We start from the raw sequence: 18,332 nt of genomic DNA, 5'->3' as shown, positions 1-18,332 counted from the left end.
ATTGAAATCACGGGAAAAATTTGCCGCTTTTATACAACACGAGGGAAATCTCAAGTGGCCTCGGGGACTTAGGACCAAAGGCGTGTTTTTCTCAGCTAGCCTTAGACTTTACTCGTAAACACCGAAGAGATTGTGAGGAGTATCAATTTGAGTTTATTCACACGACTTTTCCGCATCACTGCAGCACTTCTATTATGTAGCACTGCTATGGCTGACGTTCCGCAGGAACTTCAAACTGTCGTGCTTGAAGGAAATCTGTATGGTCGCTCCTCTTTAGACTTCAATAAAAATGCTAAAAACATCACGTCATTAATTCCTGAAGGTTCTACCGGCACTGTTATCGAAACGCGCAAATTAAAACGCACGGGTTCGTACGGTGTGAAAGTTCGTCTTAGCACCATCGGCAAAGACATGGGTAAAACCACTGCGAAAAAAGATGACGAAGTCTGGGTTTATTATTCGCAAAAAGATCCATGGTTGAGTTTCCAAGATAAAAAAGGCGAAGACATTCAAGACCCAGAAAGCGCACTGACGACGCAAGCAAAACGCGACGGTGAAGGTTTGAAAGCGGATGCCGGTGTTGTTGTAAACCCAACTCTACCAACAAAACGTGATGCTAAAAACTTAGAAAAACAAAAAGAAGAAGACGCTCGTAAAGCTGCAGAAGCTGCCGCAAAAGCCGCTGCTGAAAAAGCGAAAGAGACAGATCCGAATCTTGCGTTAAACAAAGATAAAACAAAAACGGAAGGTGGCTTCCAAGAGACTTGCACGACTTGCCAAACTGGCAATACACGCAACGTTCAAGATTTATCTGACGTCTCTAAGGAAGTTGCGAAGCGCGATCCATCTGCGAAAAAAGATCCAAAAGATCCTTGGGCTGATGATCCGTATATCTCTGGTTATGAAAACAGCAAAGTTGTTGAAAAGACCATCAAGGCTGCAAAACGTTTGAAAGCAAAAAGATCAAAACGTCTGTGCTACAAATACGTTAAGAATGCCCTGCTTGCTGGCGACATGATTGATTCATATCCTCCAGGTGGTTTTGCTAGACAAGGTGTCTCTGACTTGAAAGCTCAAGGTATGGTCAATCTTTTGGATAATCCAAAATACAAAGCATTGATCAAGAAACCGGAAGACGCTCCGAAAGGTGCCGTGCTCGTATATAGAACGGGCTCACAACCGGGTCATATTGAAATTAAATCTGGAAAAGGTTCAGACTCTACTTACATCAGTGACTATGAGTCTAGTAACAACATCCAGAAAACAGTTAAAGGCGTGTACCGTGCTAAAATCGGGAAACCTTACGAACTGATTGGTGTCATGATCTTGCCGCCGGAGAAACTATAATGCGTAGCCTGTTAATGACCTTCTCACTTCTACTTTCGTTGAACGCGTTTGCTGAGTACAAATCGTCTGATGAAATTGTGAAAGAATTCAAAACTTTCACGAAGGCTGATGGTACAAAGGGCAACGAACACTTGGCCGACCTTGTGGCAAAAGTTGATGATGCTGTTAAATACGCGACTGTTGAAAAAGCCTCGTCAGAAGCACTGACACAAATCGTACGCGTGTCTGCAATCACGTTGAAACACGATGACAGTGCAGCCGTGGCGGATGTCCTAATTCCGCTTTATAAAAAAGATTTAAAAGCTTTCAAGAAAGCCTTGAAGACTCTTCCGAAGTCCGATGCGGACTCGCTCTTGAAATCCATTCAAGATGCAATCAAAGAAGAGCAAAACGGCAACGGTTGATTCCTCAACCTCGGGTTGACGGCCTCGACAAAGACGCAGCTCCCCTTTAAAAGCCATCGTTCTAGTGCTCAAATAAAAGTGTGAAAACATTTTTGAGTTGGCTACTTTCAAGCCTTTTTGTTTTGGGATTTTTTTCCGCTTCTGCATTCGCTGCTGAAGATGCAGCTCCTAAACGCAAATTGAAAATGGCTTACACCGACTTCCCGCCTTTCCAAGAAGACACACCCGAAGGCCCCAGAGGTGTTCTGATTGATCTTGCAAAAAAATATGTGAAGCCTACTGGTTACGAAATTGAATTTGTGCATGTGCCGTTCAAACGCATGCCTTCCGAACTTGCGAATGGCAATGTGGATTTGTGGATGGGACTGACTCACTACAAAGAGTTCAAAGGCTCCACTTTGATTGGTTCAAAAACGGTGACAACTCTTGAGCTGATGACCTATGCGCTTGGCCAAGATATTTCGATCAAAACCTTAGATGACTTGAAAAAATATCGTGTCATCACTTACGCGGGCTACACGTACGGTGGCATGATTGAAGAACTTCAAAATCCAAAAAATAAATTTCAAACCATCGAAGTCAAAGATAACGATCAAGCTTATCGTTTGCTTGTAAATAAACGTGCTGATGTCTTTTTGAATTATCGCGCGACTGTCGAAACATGGATGAAAGGCAACCCCACTGTCCAACTTCGTGGCCATCTATTCAAAGCCCTGCCCGTTCATATCGCAGTTTCACGTAAAACCTTTGAAGGTGCTGAAATCCTTAAAAATGTAGAATCCGCTGTGCCAACGGCTGTCGCGGATGCGCCTTGATTTTTTGATCTTGTGAATGCTAGTCTTTCTTTTTCAACAAAGGAAAGACACATGAAAAAGATTTTTGCCGCTAACTGGAAGCTTTTCAAATCTCCGACAGAAACACGCAACTTCTTTAAAAGTTTCAAAGAGGTTTCTGCAAAAGCCACTGGCGACCTTGTGTTCTTTCCTTCTGCTATCAGCCTTGAAGCTGCCAGCGAAACAGTAAAAGGTTCCAACATCGCCTTCGGCGCGCAAAACTGTTACGTGCAAGTCCAAGGTGCCTTCACTGGCGAAAACTCAGCACAAATCGTTAAAGAGCTTGGCGGTCAATACATCTTGATCGGTCACAGTGAACGTCGTCAGTTATTTGGCGAAACGGATGCGTTGATCGCAGACAAAGTGGCATTAACACAAAGCTTGGGTCTGATCCCTATGTTGTGCATCGGTGAAACTTTGCAAGAGCGTGAAGCCACTCACACGTTCCGCGTACTTGAAACACAATTGCTGTTAGGCCTTGCTAAAGCTGACAAAGCTAAACCGATCGTGATTGCTTACGAACCAGTATGGGCGATCGGCACAGGCAAAGTTGCGACTCCAGAACAAGTTGCGGAAACTCACACAGACGTTCACAACATTCTAACGAAAATGGGCTTCACGGCTCCGATTCTGTACGGTGGTTCCGTCAAACCTGACAACGCAGGCACATTGATTAAACAACCTCACGTCAGTGGTTTCTTGGTAGGCGGTGCCTCTTTAGAAGTGGATTCGTTTATTAAGATCGCAAGTGTCTAGTGACAGCGGCCGCGAAATCTAAAGCAGCTAAATAAAAAAAGGGACATCGATGATGTCCCTTTTTAGTTTTTATCTTTTAAAAATCTTAGCGCACGCGAGTACGAAGAATTTCCAGACCTGGAAGTTTATCACCTTGAAGGTATTCAAGGCTTGCACCACCACCTGTCGAGATGTGAGTCATCTTGTCAGCGAAGCCCGAAGCTTCTGCCGCCGCCGCTGAATCACCACCACCAACGATCTTGATTGCATCACTTTCAGCAATTGCCTGCGCAACACCGAAAGTACCTTTAGAGAAAGCTGGGTTTTCGAAAACGCCCATTGGACCATTCCAGAAAATAGTGCCTGCAGATTTTAAAGCCGCAGAATAATTTCTGATAGTTTGCGGACCGATGTCCAAACCCATTTCATCTTCAGGAATCACAACGTCTTTAGTTACGTGTGCGTTTGCAACGTCACCAAATGCTTTTGAAGCCACGTGATCTACTGGCAAAAGAACTGTTTTATCACGAGCTTCAATACGCTCGATCATTTCTTTTGCGAATTTAACTTTGTCAGTTTCAACAAGCGATTTACCAACAGCTTGACCTTGTCCTTTTAGGAACGTGTAAGCCATCGCACCACCGATAACGAAACCATCAACAACATCCATCAATCTTTCGATCACAGCGATTTTGTCTGACACTTTCGCGCCACCCATCACTGCGATGTACGGACGTTTTGGATTTGTTAGCAAAGAATCCAACATGTTGATTTCTTTTTCGATCAAGAAACCAATGCCCTTTTCCTTCATCACTGAAGGCAAAGCGTGGATCGTTGCATGCGCACGGTGAGAAGCACCGAATGCGTCGTTGATATAGATCTCTGCGTAGTTCGCAATTTTTTGTGCGAACTCGATAGAATCTTTCGTCTCACCTTCTTCGTAACGAACGTTTTCAAGAAGGATCAATTGGTTCTTTTTCAATGAAGGCAAAAGATGCACTGGAGCATCTGAATCTGGTTCTTCAACCAAGATCACTTCTGCTTCCAACAAAGTTTGCAAACGTTTCGCAACTGGCTCTAGAGAAAACTCAGCGTCGTCTTTTGATTTAGGACGACCCAAGTGCGAAGCCAAAACCAACTTCGCGCCTTTTTCCATGCAATATTTAATTGTCGGCAAAGAAGCCGTGATACGGTTTTCATCCGTGATCTTACCGTCTTCCATTGGCACGTTCAGATCCAAGCGAAGGAAAACCACTTTTCCTTCCAACTCGAAATCGCGAACGGTCTTAATACCTTTGAGTCCGTTAGAAGCCATGGATTAAAGACCTTTCTTAGCCATGTGAAGAGCCACGTCAACCATACGGTTCGAGAAGCCCGTCTCATTGTCGTACCAAGAAAGTACTTTCACCATACGAGGACCCACAACCATTGTCGTTGCAAGATCTACGATCGATGAATTTTTGTTACCGTTGAAATCAACGCTTACAAGTTCATCGTGCTCAACTGCCAACACACCTTTCAAGGCGCCTTCAGAAGCTTTGATCAAAGCAGCGTTCACTGATTCTTTCGTTACATCTGTTTTTGCTGTGAATGTGAAGTCAACAAGGCTCACGTTCGGAGTTGGAACACGAACAGAGATACCGTCGATGCGACCTTTCAATTCTGGCAACACAAGACCTACGTTTTTCGCAGCACCTGTTGTTGTTGGGATCATGCTGACCGCAGCAGCACGTGCACGGCGCATGTCAGAGTGAGGAGCATCCAAGATTTTTTGGTCGTTTGTGTAAGAGTGAACAGTCATCATTGTACCGTGTTCGATACCGAATGTTTCATTCAATACTTTCGCCAAAGGAGCCAAGCAGTTTGTTGTGCAAGATGCATTTGAAACTACGTGGTGAATAGCTGGATCGTAAGATTCGTGGTTGATACCGTACACCATTGTGATGTCAGCACCTTTTTCAGCAGGGCCAGAAACCAAAACGCGTTTCGCGCCACCTTTGATGTGAAGCATGAAGTCTTCTTTAGTTTTGAATGCGCCTGTGCACTCAAGAACCAAGTCAACGCCCCAATCTTTCCAAGGGATATCAGCAGGATTTTTGTGTTTGCTTACGTGAATCTTTTTGCCGTTCACGATCAAGTTTTCGCCGTCAGTTTTAACGTCAGCATCAAAACGACCATGTGCTGAATCGTACTTCAACAAATGCGCGTTACCTTGAAGGCTGTCCAAAGAATTAATACCTACGATGTCAAAGTGCTCAAAGCCAGCGCGGAAAAGAACACGACCGATACGACCAAAACCATTAATACCAACACGAAGTTTTGCCATTGAATAAGCTCCTTATAAACGAACTTAATATGGTCCCTGGCCAAAAAAAAAGCCAGTCTAGACACTACGTCCTAGACTGGCTTTTTGCCCGTTTTGTGAGCCTTTTTTACCACTATTAAACTAAAGATCGTGATCAGACTTCTCTACTCCAGCGAAGCTGGAGTGCAGACAAGCAATCCCTACTCCGGCGGAGCCGGAGTGTAGACTAGTAACGCGACACGTTCAATGACGTGTAACCATCATTCGAAATCACAGTCACTAGAGCATCAGCGTTGCCGCCCATTGCTTCAGCACGGATATCGATCGTTGTTACGCGGTCACGAAGGTTCAAACGCTCAGACATAGCTCTGTCGCCTGCGTAGAAAGTCGGAGTCGATTGGTACTCACGAACTTGCATTTGACGGCCATTTTCTGTGTAAACAGTCGCTTCGTGGATTTTCATACCAGCTGACAAGGCACGTACTTCGATTTGATCAATTGAAGCTGGACGAGACAATGTCACACGGATCCATTCGCCACCTGAACGACGAGAGATGCTTGATACTTGTACTGACGAACCACTGTTGTTTTGAACAGGAGGCGGTGGAACAGGACGTGATGGAGGTGGAACTGGAGCTGGGTTGTAACGACCTGGTCCTTCGTTGCGACCTGGGCCACCGGCATTTCTGCCACCCCAACGAACTTGAGTTTCTTGAACTTCATACCAAGAGCCATCGCGACGAGTACAAGCAACTCCACGAGTTTCCTCAGTGCGGTTACCAGCGTAGATCACAGATTGGTATTCACGGCAGTATTCGCCAGTGTAAGAGTTGTAACCTTCACGAGTTGAAGTCATACGACCACGAGCACCTGTGCGTGAACCGTAGTTTCTACCGTCCCAGTCGTAGTTGCCATTCAAGCTGCCTTCAAGGCAACGACGTTGAGCTTCAGCAGCTGCACGACGATCGTTTTCGTCCATATTCGCGCCTACTTTATTACCGATCACAGAACCAGCAACTGCACCGATAATGATAGCGGCTGTTCTGCCGTTTCCTTTACCTACTTGCGTACCTGCAAGACCACCGATAACACCACCAATGATGCCACCGATATCTGCTTTAGAAGCGTGTGCTACGCCTGCAGTTTGAGTGATAGAAGCTACAACCAATGCACCTACGATCATTCTTTTTTTCATAAAATAGACTCCTTAGTGTCTAGTAAAATTAAGCGAAAACCTGTAATCCAAACTTTGTGCCAAAGCTGTCGGTGGCAAAATGCACTTGATAATTTTTAGTTATCTTGCGCGCAAAAGGTCCACATCGGCCCAGTTGCCACCCACTTGATTAACATCAAGGAAGTTCAGCACATACAGGCCGTTTCCTTGAATTGCCACAACGCGTGCTGTGCGGTTATTGCGAGGACGGACTAAAACTGTGTCGCCGACGCAAAAACTTTGCCCACAGCCTTTGAGGGCCGCTAAATCATTCGAGGTCCAATTGCCACCAATCGCACCGTTGTCTTCAAACTGAAGAACAAAGCGACTGTAGATATCGATCGCGACAATGCGAACCATTCTGTAATTACGCTGAATATTCAAAAGACGATCACCAACACACGTCGTACCTACACAACCTTTTGCGATGGCAAGATCTTGGCGTGTCCAGTTTCCACCGATACCGCCGTTATCTTCGAAGCGAAGAATTAAACGTGTATCTGGTTGAATACCAACAACTGTGACTTTACGAGAATCTCTGTTGATGTTGTATGCGGTTGCGCCAACACAGATGTCTCCTGAACAACCCGTCATCGCCGCTAAATCAGTCGTCGACCAATTACCACCGATGCCGCCGTTATCTTCAAAGCGCAGAACCAAACGACCCTCTTGTTGTAGACCAACGATCGTCACAACACGGAAATCACGCGAGACATTGAAGAAACGCTGACCAACACAAACACCCTGCATACAACCCGTTGTCGCAGCCAGAGCTTCTCGACCCCAGCCGGCACCGACTCCACCGTTGTCATCAAAACGCAGAGTGAAAGAGTTGTTACTACGATCTAACGCCACCACCGTTACAAGACGGAATTCACGTTGCACGTTATAAAAACGATCGCCAAGGCATACATCACCAATGCAGTTGCCTGGGTATTGTGGCGGACGAGGCGCAGGAGGTGCCGGTGGAGCTGGTGGACGCGGTGGTGCTGGCGGTTGTCCCGGCGGAAGTGGTCTTGGCAATTCAGATGTTTGCACTGAAAGCTTCGGAACACCTGAAGACGAAATCGCTTTCACTTCGATGTCCGCTTCCGCTTGGAAAGATTCACCGCGAACTTCAATCGAAGCAATCGCTTCATTGATATTTAAATTTTCAGAAACGATTGTTGCGCCCACACCTTGTGGATCAAGATCTGTGAACTCGCGAACGGCAAGACGTTTACCACTGGCAGTGATGACTTGCCCTTCATAGATTTTGATTTGGCTTTTTAAAACTTTGATTTCAATACGCGTTAAAATAACAGGTTGTTGTAAAGCGATCTTCAACATCGCTCCACCACTCTTACGAGTGACCGAGGTGACTTGTGCAACGCCTTCATATTGAGTCTGCACAGGACTTGGAGGATTTTGCGGCTGAGGTTGTTGCGTCGTCGGAGGAAAAGGCACCGGTGACGGCGTTGCCGGCTGTTGATCAGGCGAATCAAAGCCCGGAAGATCGACAATAACTTCCTGAGCATGCGCAATGCTTGCAACTTGAACGATCGCAATCGTGGCTAACAAGCCTTGTTTTAAAAAACGCTTCATGATCACTCCATATTTGGAACTTCGGTGTGCACATTCCAAACTTCGTGCCGTTTAATAGAGTGACCAAGGCCCCCGTAAAAACCATTTAAACCTTCGACACCTGTCTGAAACTTAGACACTAAGCTCAAACACGGCGCCTTTAAGGGATTTTCGGGCATAAAAAAAGGGTTTGCGGATGAACGCAAACCCTTCTTCATTTGTGCGATTTTCTTAACGAAAATTAGTAACGGAAGCTGCCCCAAGTGACATAGTGATTGTCACTGATACCGCTTTCAGATTTGTAGCTTTTTACTGCGCGCAAAACCAAATCCGTACCTTGTTGCAAGTCGTTCAATTGCAAAACTTCTTGAGACGTTTGTTCCAGCGAGTTCAACTGGATCGTACGCAAAAGTTTGCTGTTACCATCTACCAACAAAAGCTCGAAGCCTTGATACGACTCACTGACCATTTCACCATTGATCGCTTTGAAAGAGCGAGAGTTCACGGCACTTTCAAGAACGTATTGTCCTTGGCCATTTACCAATTCACATTTCACAAGGCTGATTGTCAAAGCGTCGGCTTTTTTGTTCATTTGAACTTGCATACCTTGACCGTAATCACTTGCTTTATCGCAAGAGCGTCCAGAGCCATCTACTACTTTTCTAAGTTCGTTTGCGTTTGCTGCATTCATCGCCAAAAACGCTACTGCCACTGCCAGAAGTGCCTTCATTCAAATCTCCTTCACTGATTGAAAACGCTGAAGGTTTAGCACAAGCCCCCGGCTTTGTGGGAACTTTGTGAATGCAAAGAAGAAATATTCATTGCGCCAAAGAGTTCGACATAAGTTCACAATTGGAATTACCAGGGATTCAATGGAAATAAATTGTAAGGGAAACGAAATAGAAAATTAGACGACGTACATCAATAAACACATGTACTGGCACGCACTTCCGCCAATCACGAACATGTGCCAGATCCCGTGACCGTGCGGAATTTTATCGTCATTCAAGAAGAAATAAAAACCGACAGCGTAAGACAAAAAGCCCAACATGATCATCGCAAAACCCAACGGCGGAACCGAGCGCGCTAAGATATGAATCACCGGCAACACGGTTGAACTCATCGTCAGATAAATCATATTTGGAACAAGGCGATTATCAGGCTTAAAGAAAATCTCAATCAAGATTCCAGCAGCCGCCAGAGTCCACACGGTTGAAAGCACGGTCCAACCACGCAAGCCTTGAATGGCTAAAATCATATACGGCGTATAGTTGCCTGCAATTTTTAAATAGATGCCGATATAGTCAAGTCGACGAAACAGTTGTTTCGTTGGACCGTGAGACGCGTGATACAGAACAGAGATGATGTAGATACCCACCGTCGAGATGCTATAAATTGAGCAGGTGATAATTCGCGACATATCGTGTTTCAGCAAAGCTGAAAACATCAACAAGCACACCCCGCACGCAGCCAACAGGCCCGCGGCAAGATGACTAAAAACATTAAAACGTTCTCCGTCTTGAACTGCGATCTTCATTACTTTTAAGTTAAAGCTCTTGCGTCCCTGTAGCAAGACACTTCAGGACCCTTTCGCAATTTTTTTTGCATTTCCACAAATGACGTCTGCGTAAGTCGATTCCCTCTTCACGGTCTCGGTATGGTGAATAGCAAAGAGGACAAACGAAATGAAAAACTTAAGTCAGCACGCGCTCATGTTTGTTTTGGTCTTCGGGCTTGTTGCTTGTAACCAACACCTGGGTGATTCTTTCGATTCACAAAACACGACCGGCATCATCAATGGGCAAATTAAAACCGTGCGTGATACGCCTGCCTCGAAGGCCGTTGTGATGATTGAGCTTTTAAACGCCCGTCGTGGCGCCATTACATTCTGTACTGCCACTTTAATCGGAGCTCATACAATTTTAACGGCAAGCCATTGCTTTGATCCAATGGTGATCCCGGGCCTTGCGGGATTTCGTGTTCTTTTTGAAAACACTTATACGACCGCTGGACAACGTGAGGTGCGTGAAGGACTCGCGTTCGTTCGCAATCCTGATTACAACAGCAAAAAAGTTTACGACCATGATATCGCGATCGGTGTGTTCGCAGGTACAATACCTCAGGGCTTTAGCACAGTGGCGATCGACAACAACATCAACGCCAATTATTCCAACATGCTGACATATGCTTATGGTTATGGACGTACCGTCGACTACACCGGCGCACCGAATGAAAATCTGCGCTATTCAACTGGCACTTTGTATCGTGGCGTTTTGAAGATCGATAACTTCTATAAAGAAACTCCCGATCGTTATTATACGTTAGTAGATTGGCCCAGCCATCTTTGCCAAGGCGACTCAGGCGGCCCACAATTCTACGACAAAGACGGAGTCTTAAAAGTGATCGGCGTGAACTCAGCCTCTTTTGGTGAAAAACTCCCCAACGGCGTACAAAGCTGCATGGGCAGATCCCAAGCAACCAAAGTCGCCCCATTTTTTCCATGGATCAAAAAAGAAGAGAAAAGACTATTACAACAAGCTTTAAGGTAAATTCGAGAAATAGACTTCACTACTCCGACGAAGTCGGATTGTAGACCAGCCTAGCTTACCACTGAATTTTCGGGAACATTTTAAGCGCGTTCTTGCGCGTTTGTTCAGCCAGTTGCTCTTCAGTGATGCCTTTTAATTCCGACACGAATTTCGCGGTGTGCACCACATAGGCTGGCGTGTTTTTCTTTCCGCGCATTGGAATAGGCGCTAAGAACGGTGAATCCGTTTCGACGTGAATGCGATCTAGCGGCAACATTTTTACGATCGCACGCAATGAATCCGCATTTTTGAAAGTCACAACACCGCTGATAGAAATATTAAAACCTAAATCCAAAGATTCACGTGCAAGCATTTCCGTACCCGTGAAGCAGTGAATGATACCAGTCACTTCGCCTTTGAATTCTTTTAAAATCTCAACCGTGTCTTCGTCGGCATCGCGCGTGTGAATTTGCACAGGCATTTTCGTGCGCTTCGCAATTTCAAGTTGTGCGCGGAAGGCTTCTTTTTGCTCTTCACGTGGAGATTGATCGTAATAATAATCAAGACCGATCTCGCCAATCGCAACAACGACTTTATCGCCGGCGTGTTTTTCAATGAAGGCACCAATTTCTGGTGTATAGACTTTGCCATCGTGAGGATGCACACCCAAAGTGCAATACACTTCAGGGTAATATTGATTGGCGATATCAAGCACTGTTTGGAAATCACCCGGTTCAGTACCGATTGTGATCAGACGACGCACGCCAGCCGCTTTCGCGTTTTGAATAGCGGCATCAACGCCTTCTTCCAACATATTCAAATGAGAGTGTACATCAATCCATTCAAGCATGACTCAATACTACCTTAATTCTTTGCTCGTCACAAAGTACTCTTCCATCACAAGTTGCGGATCACGATTTGAGGCAATGGCTTGCTCAGCTTGAAACGCTCCTTGCGTGAGTTTTAAAAGCATCTGACGATCTTTTTCGGCTAAGGTCTTAATAAGCTCGGCCTGGTCGATATTTACGACTTGGTTTTTCGCATTTTCTTGAAGGAAGATCGCATCTTTAAAGAACCCTGCCCAGTAAGAAACCAGACGCTGTCCTTGCGCACGGTCTTTAAATTCCGAACGCCAGAATTCATTCATGATGAAATCATCATCTGCCAAAAAGACGTTCAAGATCTCGACTGATTTTTGACGAAGCTCTAACTCGGGTCCATCTTGCAACTGCGCGAGTTTTTCAAAACTTCCACCCGCTGCTTTCAACGCCCATGTCGGTGCTTTCACACGCTTCGCCAGTTCTTCCATCGTTAATGGTTTAAACTGCACGATACGTGAACGCGAACGAATTGTCGGCATAATGCCCGCGACACTTGGAGCAATCAAAAAGAAGAATGTCCCTTCAGGTGGTTCTTCCAAAGTTTTAAGAAGAGCATTCGCTGTTTGTGCATTCAATGCATTCGCCTGATCAATGATGATCACACGATTGCCGCCCAAACTTTTCAGACTTAAGAATTCGATGATTTCTTTGGCCTGCTCCATTTTGATTTGTGCACCGGCTGGAGCAATAATGCGCAAGTTTTCGTGCTGACCTTGTGCCACACGGAAACATGACGGACATTTGCCGCAACCACGAGGACTTTGTGGGCACATCAAAGCTTGCGCAAGGCCTACGGCTGTCATTTTTTTACCGACGCCACTCGGTCCCACAAACAAATAGGTCTGACCCGGCTTTCCAGCCTCGAAGGAATCAATCATCTTTTTGATGATGCCTTGATGTCCTAAAATGAAGTCGACCAATCTTGCCATGAGCTCTCAATTTCCTATTTTAAAATTCCGCGCTCTTGCAAAGCATTCAACAACTGCAAGTACAAGCCGTCTGGAGTTTCGCGCGCATCCAAAACCAACCAACCCTGGGGGTCGTCTTTGGCTTGTTTCAAGAAAGATCTGCGCACTTTTTCGTGAAAGGAATCTGCTTCCGATTCAATACGATCTTCACTTTCACCATTCTGCGCGCCACGACCTTGACGGCGTTTGCGCGACTCTTCAACAGAAAGATCCAAAAGAATTGTCAGGTCTGCTTTTAAACCGCCGGTTGCGAAAGTATTCAAATTCACAACATCCGTTTCAGAAATTTCGCGACCGCCACCTTGAAAGGCCACAGAGCTTGCTGCGAAACGATCGCACAAAATCCATGTTCCTTGTTGAAGTTTAGGACGAATGACTTCTTCAACGTGCTGGGCACGTGAAGCGATATACAAAAGCAATTCAGTGCGAGGCAATGGCGCTGGTCCGTCAGTACGCAAAATCATATTACGGATTTCATCACCCAGTGGTGTCCCACCCGGTTCACGCGTGCGGTGAAAAACGACTCCTCTTTTTTGCAGCTCTTTTTCAAGCGCCGCCATCAAGGAACTTTTCCCCGAGCCGTCCAAACCCTCGAAAACTAAAAATGCCATTGTGACCCCTCAGCAAACACCGCTCTTTGTCGGCCATAGCTCCCGCCCGGTCAACTAATCGCATCGCGCCATTGCTTCAAGAGTAGCTTGCTTACTTTTCTAGCAACCAATCACCCTTGGAATTCTTATGATACTTAAAAACACCTGCTGGAATTTTCTCGGACGTAACTGTTTGCCCGGTTTGTTCGCGAATCAATTGAATGGCATTGCCAAAGTTAAACTGGCGTTCGCGGCTTGGATTGACTGTGCCTGCGATCTTCACCATCAACTTGCGTTGTACGGGCGGATAGGTCGTCACTTTCACCGCGGCGACTGCCAAGTTTTCATTCTGAATTGTGACCTCATCGATCTCAAATTCAGAGTTCTTTTTCATGTAAGAAACATACGCATTTTTTAAAAATTCGGACTGAGTGATGTACTCGTCAGCTTCCTTTTGGATCAGCTCATTGAACTGAGTTTCGGCGTCAGCTAAGGCGAGCTTTTTAACTTGGCTTTCGTTCGATGTGCAGGAGCTTAAAACCAGGACCGATAGAACCGCGAAAAGGCTTAGGATTTTATTCATATATTTGAGTTTAGGGAGGTCTCGGGGCTAAGGACAAGACTGCGTTGCGTCAATTAAGGCTTTGTGATTCTGTGGGTCACTTTAGGGTGGACGAAGCGCCCCCTTTATCTCTATATTCTGGGTCTTTGGGAGATCTTAATAATGAATACTTTCGTTGGTATTATCCACATCATCGTAGCCCTAGTTGTTATCGTTCTTGTATTGATCCAAGACTCTAAAAGCAATGGCGCTTTGGGCATGGGTGGCAGCTCTGGTTCGAACTCTTTGTTGGGTGCAACAGGCGCGCAAACTCTTGCAAGCAAAATGACTGTTTGGGCATCTATCATCTTCGCGATCACTTGCCTTACTTTGTCTGTTTTGACTTCTTCTAAAACGAAATCAGTTGTTGATACTTTGCCAGCTGCGGCTCCTGTTCAACAAACAGTTCCAGCGACGGCTCCAGTTGGTGCGGATGCTTCTCAAATTCCTGAAGCACAAAAAATCCCACAAACTCCGCCAGCAGTTGAAGCAACTCCAGCTCCTGCTACAAAGTAGTACAACCCTACTTAGTTCTTCGCTATAGTTTTCCTATGGCGAAGAACAATTGGTTGATTGCATCTCTTATCGGTTTCGGAATCTTGAGCGTAGCTCTTTCTATCTTCATCGCATCCCGCACTGAAAAACAAAAACCAGGTGAAGCGCCTCTTGCGCGTATCGAACTCAATCTTGGTAAAGTCTTCGTTCTTCGCAAAAACATGACCCAAAAAGAAACTTTGACGAAAAGAGCGTCGTTGTTTGCATTGGATTCCGTTGAGACAGGTCCTGATGGCGACGCCACAATGGACTTCGATTCTTCTTACCGCATTCGTGTCGAAGAAAATTCTTTAGTGACGTTGGACGAAGAAAGCGATCGCACAGTGATCATCATCAAGCGTGGTGACGTCCAAGTAGAAAACTTCGGCCGTGAAGGCACAGTCTATGTTTCTCGCGATGGCGTTCGTTGGACAGCCACGGACTACGAAACGAATTATAAAAAACAAGCTCCGCAACAAAGTCTTCCAGATCTAGCGCCAACGGCTGACGCTTCACCAGAAATGATCAGCGGCCGAGTCGAAGGCGGTCTTACTTCCGAAGCGATTCAAGAAACATTGCGCTTGCAACGTGCTTCGTTCTTTAAGTGCTACACACAGTTATTGCAAAGAACTCCAGGTGTGGTTGGCCAAGCTTCAATTAGTTTTACTATCGAAAGATCCGGCAAAGTCTACAACGCAGAAATCGCCTCATCGACAATCAACGATGCGAATTTCAAAAAATGCCTGATCGATGCCATTCGCCGAGTCGATTTCAAATCATTCACGGGCGACGCCATCTCAACAGTCTTCCCTCTTAAATTCGAATAACTACATCCATACCCTTTTTCGTCGGAGTATTTTATACACGCAGTTCAGTAACAACAACTGCTATTTGTTTTTCGAATATGCACAATTTGCTGCTAAGGCAGAAATTTGCCTGTGCGTAGGCGGCCTTCGTCGGCGCATGGATGCGCGAACCGAAGCGAAGCTTCGGCGACGATTGAGCCCGGATGGCGTGCCGCCGAAGAACAGGTAAAGTTCTGCCTTAGTAGCAAATCCCCGCTTTAACGATAATCGTGTAAGTAGTCGATGCGCTCTGGAATCCAAGGCTCATGGGCGCCTTCCATTTCGTAGACTCTTCCTTCAACCACTAATTTTTCTTTCAGTGGTGCGACCGTTGGTGAGTACGATGGATACAGCAAACCTTTTTCGACGAAGAATGCGCGGGCTTCTTCATAGGCGGCTTGACCAAGGACTCCGCGACGAATGAATTCGTCAAAGCTCTTCATCAATTCTTCTGGTGTGTAGCCGTAGTTGTAGATCATGTCTTGAAGGACTGAATACAAACCTTCCAGGCCAATGCGACGGTCTTGGAACAAATCAAGAGCGACTTGGAACGTGTTGTAGGTTGCAAGCGTTCTGCGACCAAATTTCAAATAGTAATCAGGGTCCGTATCCGTCGCTAAATTGATATAGATTTTTTCAACCGGATCATTTTCTGGAATGCTGGCTTGCAGTTCCAAGATCGTATCCACTTGCTCGCCTGAAACATTTAATCTTTCAAGTGTCGTGCGAATTTCATGCGCACCTAAACGACGTGAACAGATATCTGAATAGAGATTATAAATGATCGCATCTGTTTCACTGTCATCGCCCCAACAGATTTGACGAACCGTTTCGCCTAAGCGCGTGCGCAGTTGTAACAACGCTTGCAACTTATAGCCGACCTGTTTCGTTAAACGCCAAAAGCGACCCGGACGAAGATTCGCTAAATTGTCTTTATAAAAGCAACCAAACGGTCTGATATTATCCAGTGAGAATTTTTCCGAAATTCTTTCTTCCATCTGTGGCGGTGATGCCGTGATGAAATAAATCGGAAAATACATGTAACCTTTTTGTTGCTTGCGATACTCGGAAAGCGATTGCAACAAAGTGTTCGTGCCAGGAACGTTTTTCTTATTCAAAGCTTTTTCAAGAATCGTCGTCATCAAACCCGACAACGAATCAATGGCCGTATCAAGATAGGTTTTATCGAGATCCCACAAGAAGACCTCATCATGACTCTTTTCCATTCCCTCAGAAACGTAACGGAAAAAAACCACATCGCCATTCATTTCACTTCGTTCACGCCAATCAGCCATGAACTTATACTAGATTTTTAAGGTGATGTTTGCAACACCGACGACGAGCAACGAAGAGAAAACTCATTTTACGGCGTGCTAACTGAAGCAGCCTGTGCCTGGGGCCGGATCTGCCATCTGGCGACAACGCACCTGAGCTTTTGAGCACTTCACTCGTAAATGGAAATGATTATAGTGATTCTTTTCGGGACGAAGGCGGCGCAACAATTCATAAGCGTCTCCGGCCTTGTCTTCCTTTTTGATATCGCCTGTTTTGATCGCGTATTGACACAAAGAGTTCTTCAAAGATTGGTGAATGAAAATACGGTCTACGTATTTAGAGCTTACCGCATATTTCAAAAGCTTCCACTGCTCTTCAACCATCCAGCTATCCAAAACTCTTCCGGTCTTTCCGTTTTGCAAAGCAGAGAACAAGTTGCCTTGGATTTTTTGATCTTTAAAATAAAACGCAATATCCGCATCCAAACCATTTTGATGAGACGCATGCGTTCCAAGCTTTCCACCGGTCTTCGCTGACACGTCACCAATTGGCAAAACGTAATTAGGAATAAGCTTGCGCGTGAACTGACCCATTTGTCCGATCAAGTACACGATCTCTTGCGAACCGTAATATCTTTCGCGCTTTGGATTCACAACATGAAATCCCGCTGGAGAATGAGATCTCTCGTACGCTAAAAGATTCGAAGCATTTTCAAGACGACCCTCTTGGCCTTTCTTAGTTGGGCTGATCACTTGATCAAGCTTTTGCCCCTTTAGCTCAGGAACTTTGTTGTCGCTTGTTTTTTTGTTATTGATCACCTTGTCGATGTCGCCCGCGATATCACCTTGGTAACGACCCGCTAGTTCTGCTTCGTCTTCACCTTCATCGGCTTCATCTTCTTCTTCTGGTTTCACAACAGGCTTGCGAACTTCTGGCTTCGCAGGAGTTGTCGGCTTTGACGGTGTCGCAGGTTTTGCTGGCTCAGGTTTCGTTGCCGGAGCAGCAGGAGTCGACGGTTTTGTCGGAGTTGCCGGTTTCGTATCCACTGGTTTTGAGTCAGCAGGCTTTGTTTCAGCCGGCTTGTTCTCGCTAGGTTTTGTCTCTGCAGGTTTCGTCGGCGCAGGTTTTTGCTCTGCTGGTTTTGTTTGTGCTGGAGGAGTTGTCGTCGCGGGCTTATCTTCCTTTTGGTCGGCTGAATGATCTTCAGACACAACGGGAGTTTGCGCCGCAGCTTCTTGATGGCTTTCTACTTGATGGTGATAAACCTTACCGCGGAACTCAATATAGATATCAATGAAAGAAGTGTCGCAGCTATAGTTCTTGCCTAAGCACGTGGCTTTCGCACCCATTTTCACTTCGGGTGGCAAGCTAGCCTGTTCTTTGGTTGCTTGGAAATAAACGAAACCTTGAGAGTCCGCTTGGCCTTCCATATCCACATTCACGACAAAAGAATTTGCGCCATCCAAAGGACGAACGTTTACTTTACCGCGAAGGGCAAGACCCTTTTTAGAAGCATCAAACTGCGTGTACATGTCAGTCACAGAAGTTGCGCCGTGAACTACGTCGTAGCTGCCCTCTTTGCTGACTGTTGGAGCTGGTGGAGAATAAGTCGTTGTGACAGACGTCTGCTCATCCCGGCTCGCTGGAGCACAGGCTGTAAGGAACAAGGCTAAAAAAAGAAAAGGCCAACAGACGATCTTCATCCTGTTG

General features: G+C 45.8%; 19 protein-coding genes. 7 read left to right on the top strand and 12 right to left on the bottom strand.

What is annotated here, in order from left to right:
* The first annotated feature begins 147 nt into the window (after positions 1 to 147).
* From DOE51_RS04970 to tpiA, 4 genes are all read left to right on the top strand, one after another.
* Positions 148 to 1,347 (top strand): hypothetical protein, encoded by a 1,200-nt coding sequence (locus tag DOE51_RS04970; RefSeq protein ID WP_142695464.1) that lies wholly within the window; start codon positions 148 to 150, stop codon positions 1,345 to 1,347.
* Entirely contained in the window at positions 1,347 to 1,751 is a 405-nt protein-coding gene (locus tag DOE51_RS04965; protein ID WP_142695463.1) for a hypothetical protein, read from the top strand. Before DOE51_RS04970 ends, DOE51_RS04965 begins: the two co-directional genes overlap by 1 nt.
* Positions 1,752 to 1,831: 80 nt before the next feature.
* A complete protein-coding gene (locus DOE51_RS04960; protein WP_142695462.1) occupies positions 1,832 to 2,566 on the top strand; it encodes an ABC transporter substrate-binding protein in 735 nt (244 codons plus the stop codon).
* A 51-nt stretch (positions 2,567 to 2,617) separates the two neighbouring features.
* A complete protein-coding gene (gene tpiA, locus DOE51_RS04955; protein ID WP_142695461.1) occupies positions 2,618 to 3,340 on the top strand; it encodes a triose-phosphate isomerase in 723 nt (240 codons plus the stop codon).
* A gap of 85 nt (positions 3,341 to 3,425) precedes the next feature.
* On the opposite strand, the gene pgk is transcribed toward tpiA, so the two are convergent.
* From pgk to DOE51_RS04920, 6 genes are all read right to left on the bottom strand, one after another.
* Entirely contained in the window at positions 3,426 to 4,634 is a 1,209-nt protein-coding gene (gene pgk / locus DOE51_RS04950) for a phosphoglycerate kinase (protein WP_142695460.1), read from the bottom strand.
* A gap of 3 nt (positions 4,635 to 4,637) precedes the next feature.
* On the bottom strand, positions 4,638 to 5,645 hold the full coding sequence (gap, locus tag DOE51_RS04945) for a type I glyceraldehyde-3-phosphate dehydrogenase (protein ID WP_142695459.1): 1,008 nt from the start codon (positions 5,643 to 5,645) through the stop codon (positions 4,638 to 4,640).
* Positions 5,646 to 5,850: 205 nt separating this feature from the next.
* The gene (locus tag DOE51_RS04940) at positions 5,851 to 6,819 is read right to left on the bottom strand and encodes a beta-sandwich domain-containing protein (RefSeq protein WP_142695458.1); all 969 of its coding nucleotides are present in this window, start codon (positions 6,817 to 6,819) and stop codon (positions 5,851 to 5,853) included.
* A 99-nt stretch (positions 6,820 to 6,918) separates the two neighbouring features.
* Positions 6,919 to 8,421, bottom strand: a complete 1,503-nt coding sequence (locus tag DOE51_RS19135) for a beta-sandwich domain-containing protein (RefSeq protein ID WP_168196390.1) — start codon at positions 8,419 to 8,421, stop codon at positions 6,919 to 6,921.
* A 220-nt stretch (positions 8,422 to 8,641) separates the two neighbouring features.
* The gene (locus DOE51_RS04925) at positions 8,642 to 9,130 is read right to left on the bottom strand and encodes a hypothetical protein (RefSeq protein ID WP_142695455.1); all 489 of its coding nucleotides are present in this window, start codon (positions 9,128 to 9,130) and stop codon (positions 8,642 to 8,644) included.
* Between the two features lie 177 nt (positions 9,131 to 9,307).
* Positions 9,308 to 9,937 (bottom strand): hemolysin III family protein, encoded by a 630-nt coding sequence (locus DOE51_RS04920; protein WP_142695454.1) that lies wholly within the window; start codon positions 9,935 to 9,937, stop codon positions 9,308 to 9,310.
* A gap of 148 nt (positions 9,938 to 10,085) precedes the next feature.
* On the opposite strand from DOE51_RS04920, the gene DOE51_RS04915 reads away from it, so the two are divergent.
* Positions 10,086 to 10,949, top strand: coding sequence for a trypsin-like serine protease (locus tag DOE51_RS04915; RefSeq protein WP_142695453.1), 864 nt, complete (start codon positions 10,086 to 10,088; stop codon positions 10,947 to 10,949).
* Between the two features lie 55 nt (positions 10,950 to 11,004).
* Here DOE51_RS04915 and DOE51_RS04910 read toward each other — a convergent pair whose 3' ends face one another.
* The 4 genes from DOE51_RS04910 to DOE51_RS04895 form a co-directional block, all read right to left on the bottom strand.
* On the bottom strand, positions 11,005 to 11,778 hold the full coding sequence (locus DOE51_RS04910) for a TatD family hydrolase (protein WP_142695452.1): 774 nt from the start codon (positions 11,776 to 11,778) through the stop codon (positions 11,005 to 11,007).
* 9 nt (positions 11,779 to 11,787) lie between these two features.
* On the bottom strand, positions 11,788 to 12,738 hold the full coding sequence (locus DOE51_RS04905; protein WP_142695451.1) for a DNA polymerase III subunit delta': 951 nt from the start codon (positions 12,736 to 12,738) through the stop codon (positions 11,788 to 11,790).
* A 14-nt stretch (positions 12,739 to 12,752) separates the two neighbouring features.
* Complete coding sequence (gene tmk, locus DOE51_RS04900) at positions 12,753 to 13,388, bottom strand: dTMP kinase (RefSeq protein WP_142695450.1); 636 nt, start codon at positions 13,386 to 13,388, stop codon at positions 12,753 to 12,755.
* Between the two features lie 91 nt (positions 13,389 to 13,479).
* Positions 13,480 to 13,950, bottom strand: a complete 471-nt coding sequence (locus tag DOE51_RS04895; protein ID WP_142695449.1) for a hypothetical protein — start codon at positions 13,948 to 13,950, stop codon at positions 13,480 to 13,482.
* Between the two features lie 141 nt (positions 13,951 to 14,091).
* Here DOE51_RS04895 and secG point away from each other — a divergent pair, with 141 nt between their 5' ends.
* Positions 14,092 to 14,484, top strand: coding sequence for a preprotein translocase subunit SecG (secG, locus tag DOE51_RS04890; protein ID WP_142695448.1), 393 nt, complete (start codon positions 14,092 to 14,094; stop codon positions 14,482 to 14,484).
* 35 nt (positions 14,485 to 14,519) lie between these two features.
* Positions 14,520 to 15,329, top strand: coding sequence for an AgmX/PglI C-terminal domain-containing protein (locus DOE51_RS04885; protein WP_142695447.1), 810 nt, complete (start codon positions 14,520 to 14,522; stop codon positions 15,327 to 15,329).
* A 236-nt stretch (positions 15,330 to 15,565) separates the two neighbouring features.
* Here DOE51_RS04885 and DOE51_RS04880 read toward each other — a convergent pair whose 3' ends face one another.
* Entirely contained in the window at positions 15,566 to 16,642 is a 1,077-nt protein-coding gene (locus tag DOE51_RS04880; RefSeq protein WP_142695446.1) for a phosphatase domain-containing protein, read from the bottom strand.
* A gap of 78 nt (positions 16,643 to 16,720) precedes the next feature.
* Positions 16,721 to 18,325 carry a penicillin-insensitive murein endopeptidase gene (locus DOE51_RS04875; RefSeq protein WP_142695445.1) on the bottom strand — a complete coding sequence of 535 codons (1,605 nt, stop codon included), beginning with the start codon at positions 18,323 to 18,325 and terminating at the stop codon, positions 16,721 to 16,723.
* Between the last annotated feature and the right edge of the window lie 7 nt (positions 18,326 to 18,332).

Source organism: Bdellovibrio sp. NC01 (genome assembly GCF_006874625.1).
GTDB lineage: Bacteria > Bdellovibrionota > Bdellovibrionia > Bdellovibrionales > Bdellovibrionaceae > Bdellovibrio.
Note: the sequence above shows the minus strand (reverse complement) of the source record. Positions and strands in the feature narration are given on the sequence as shown.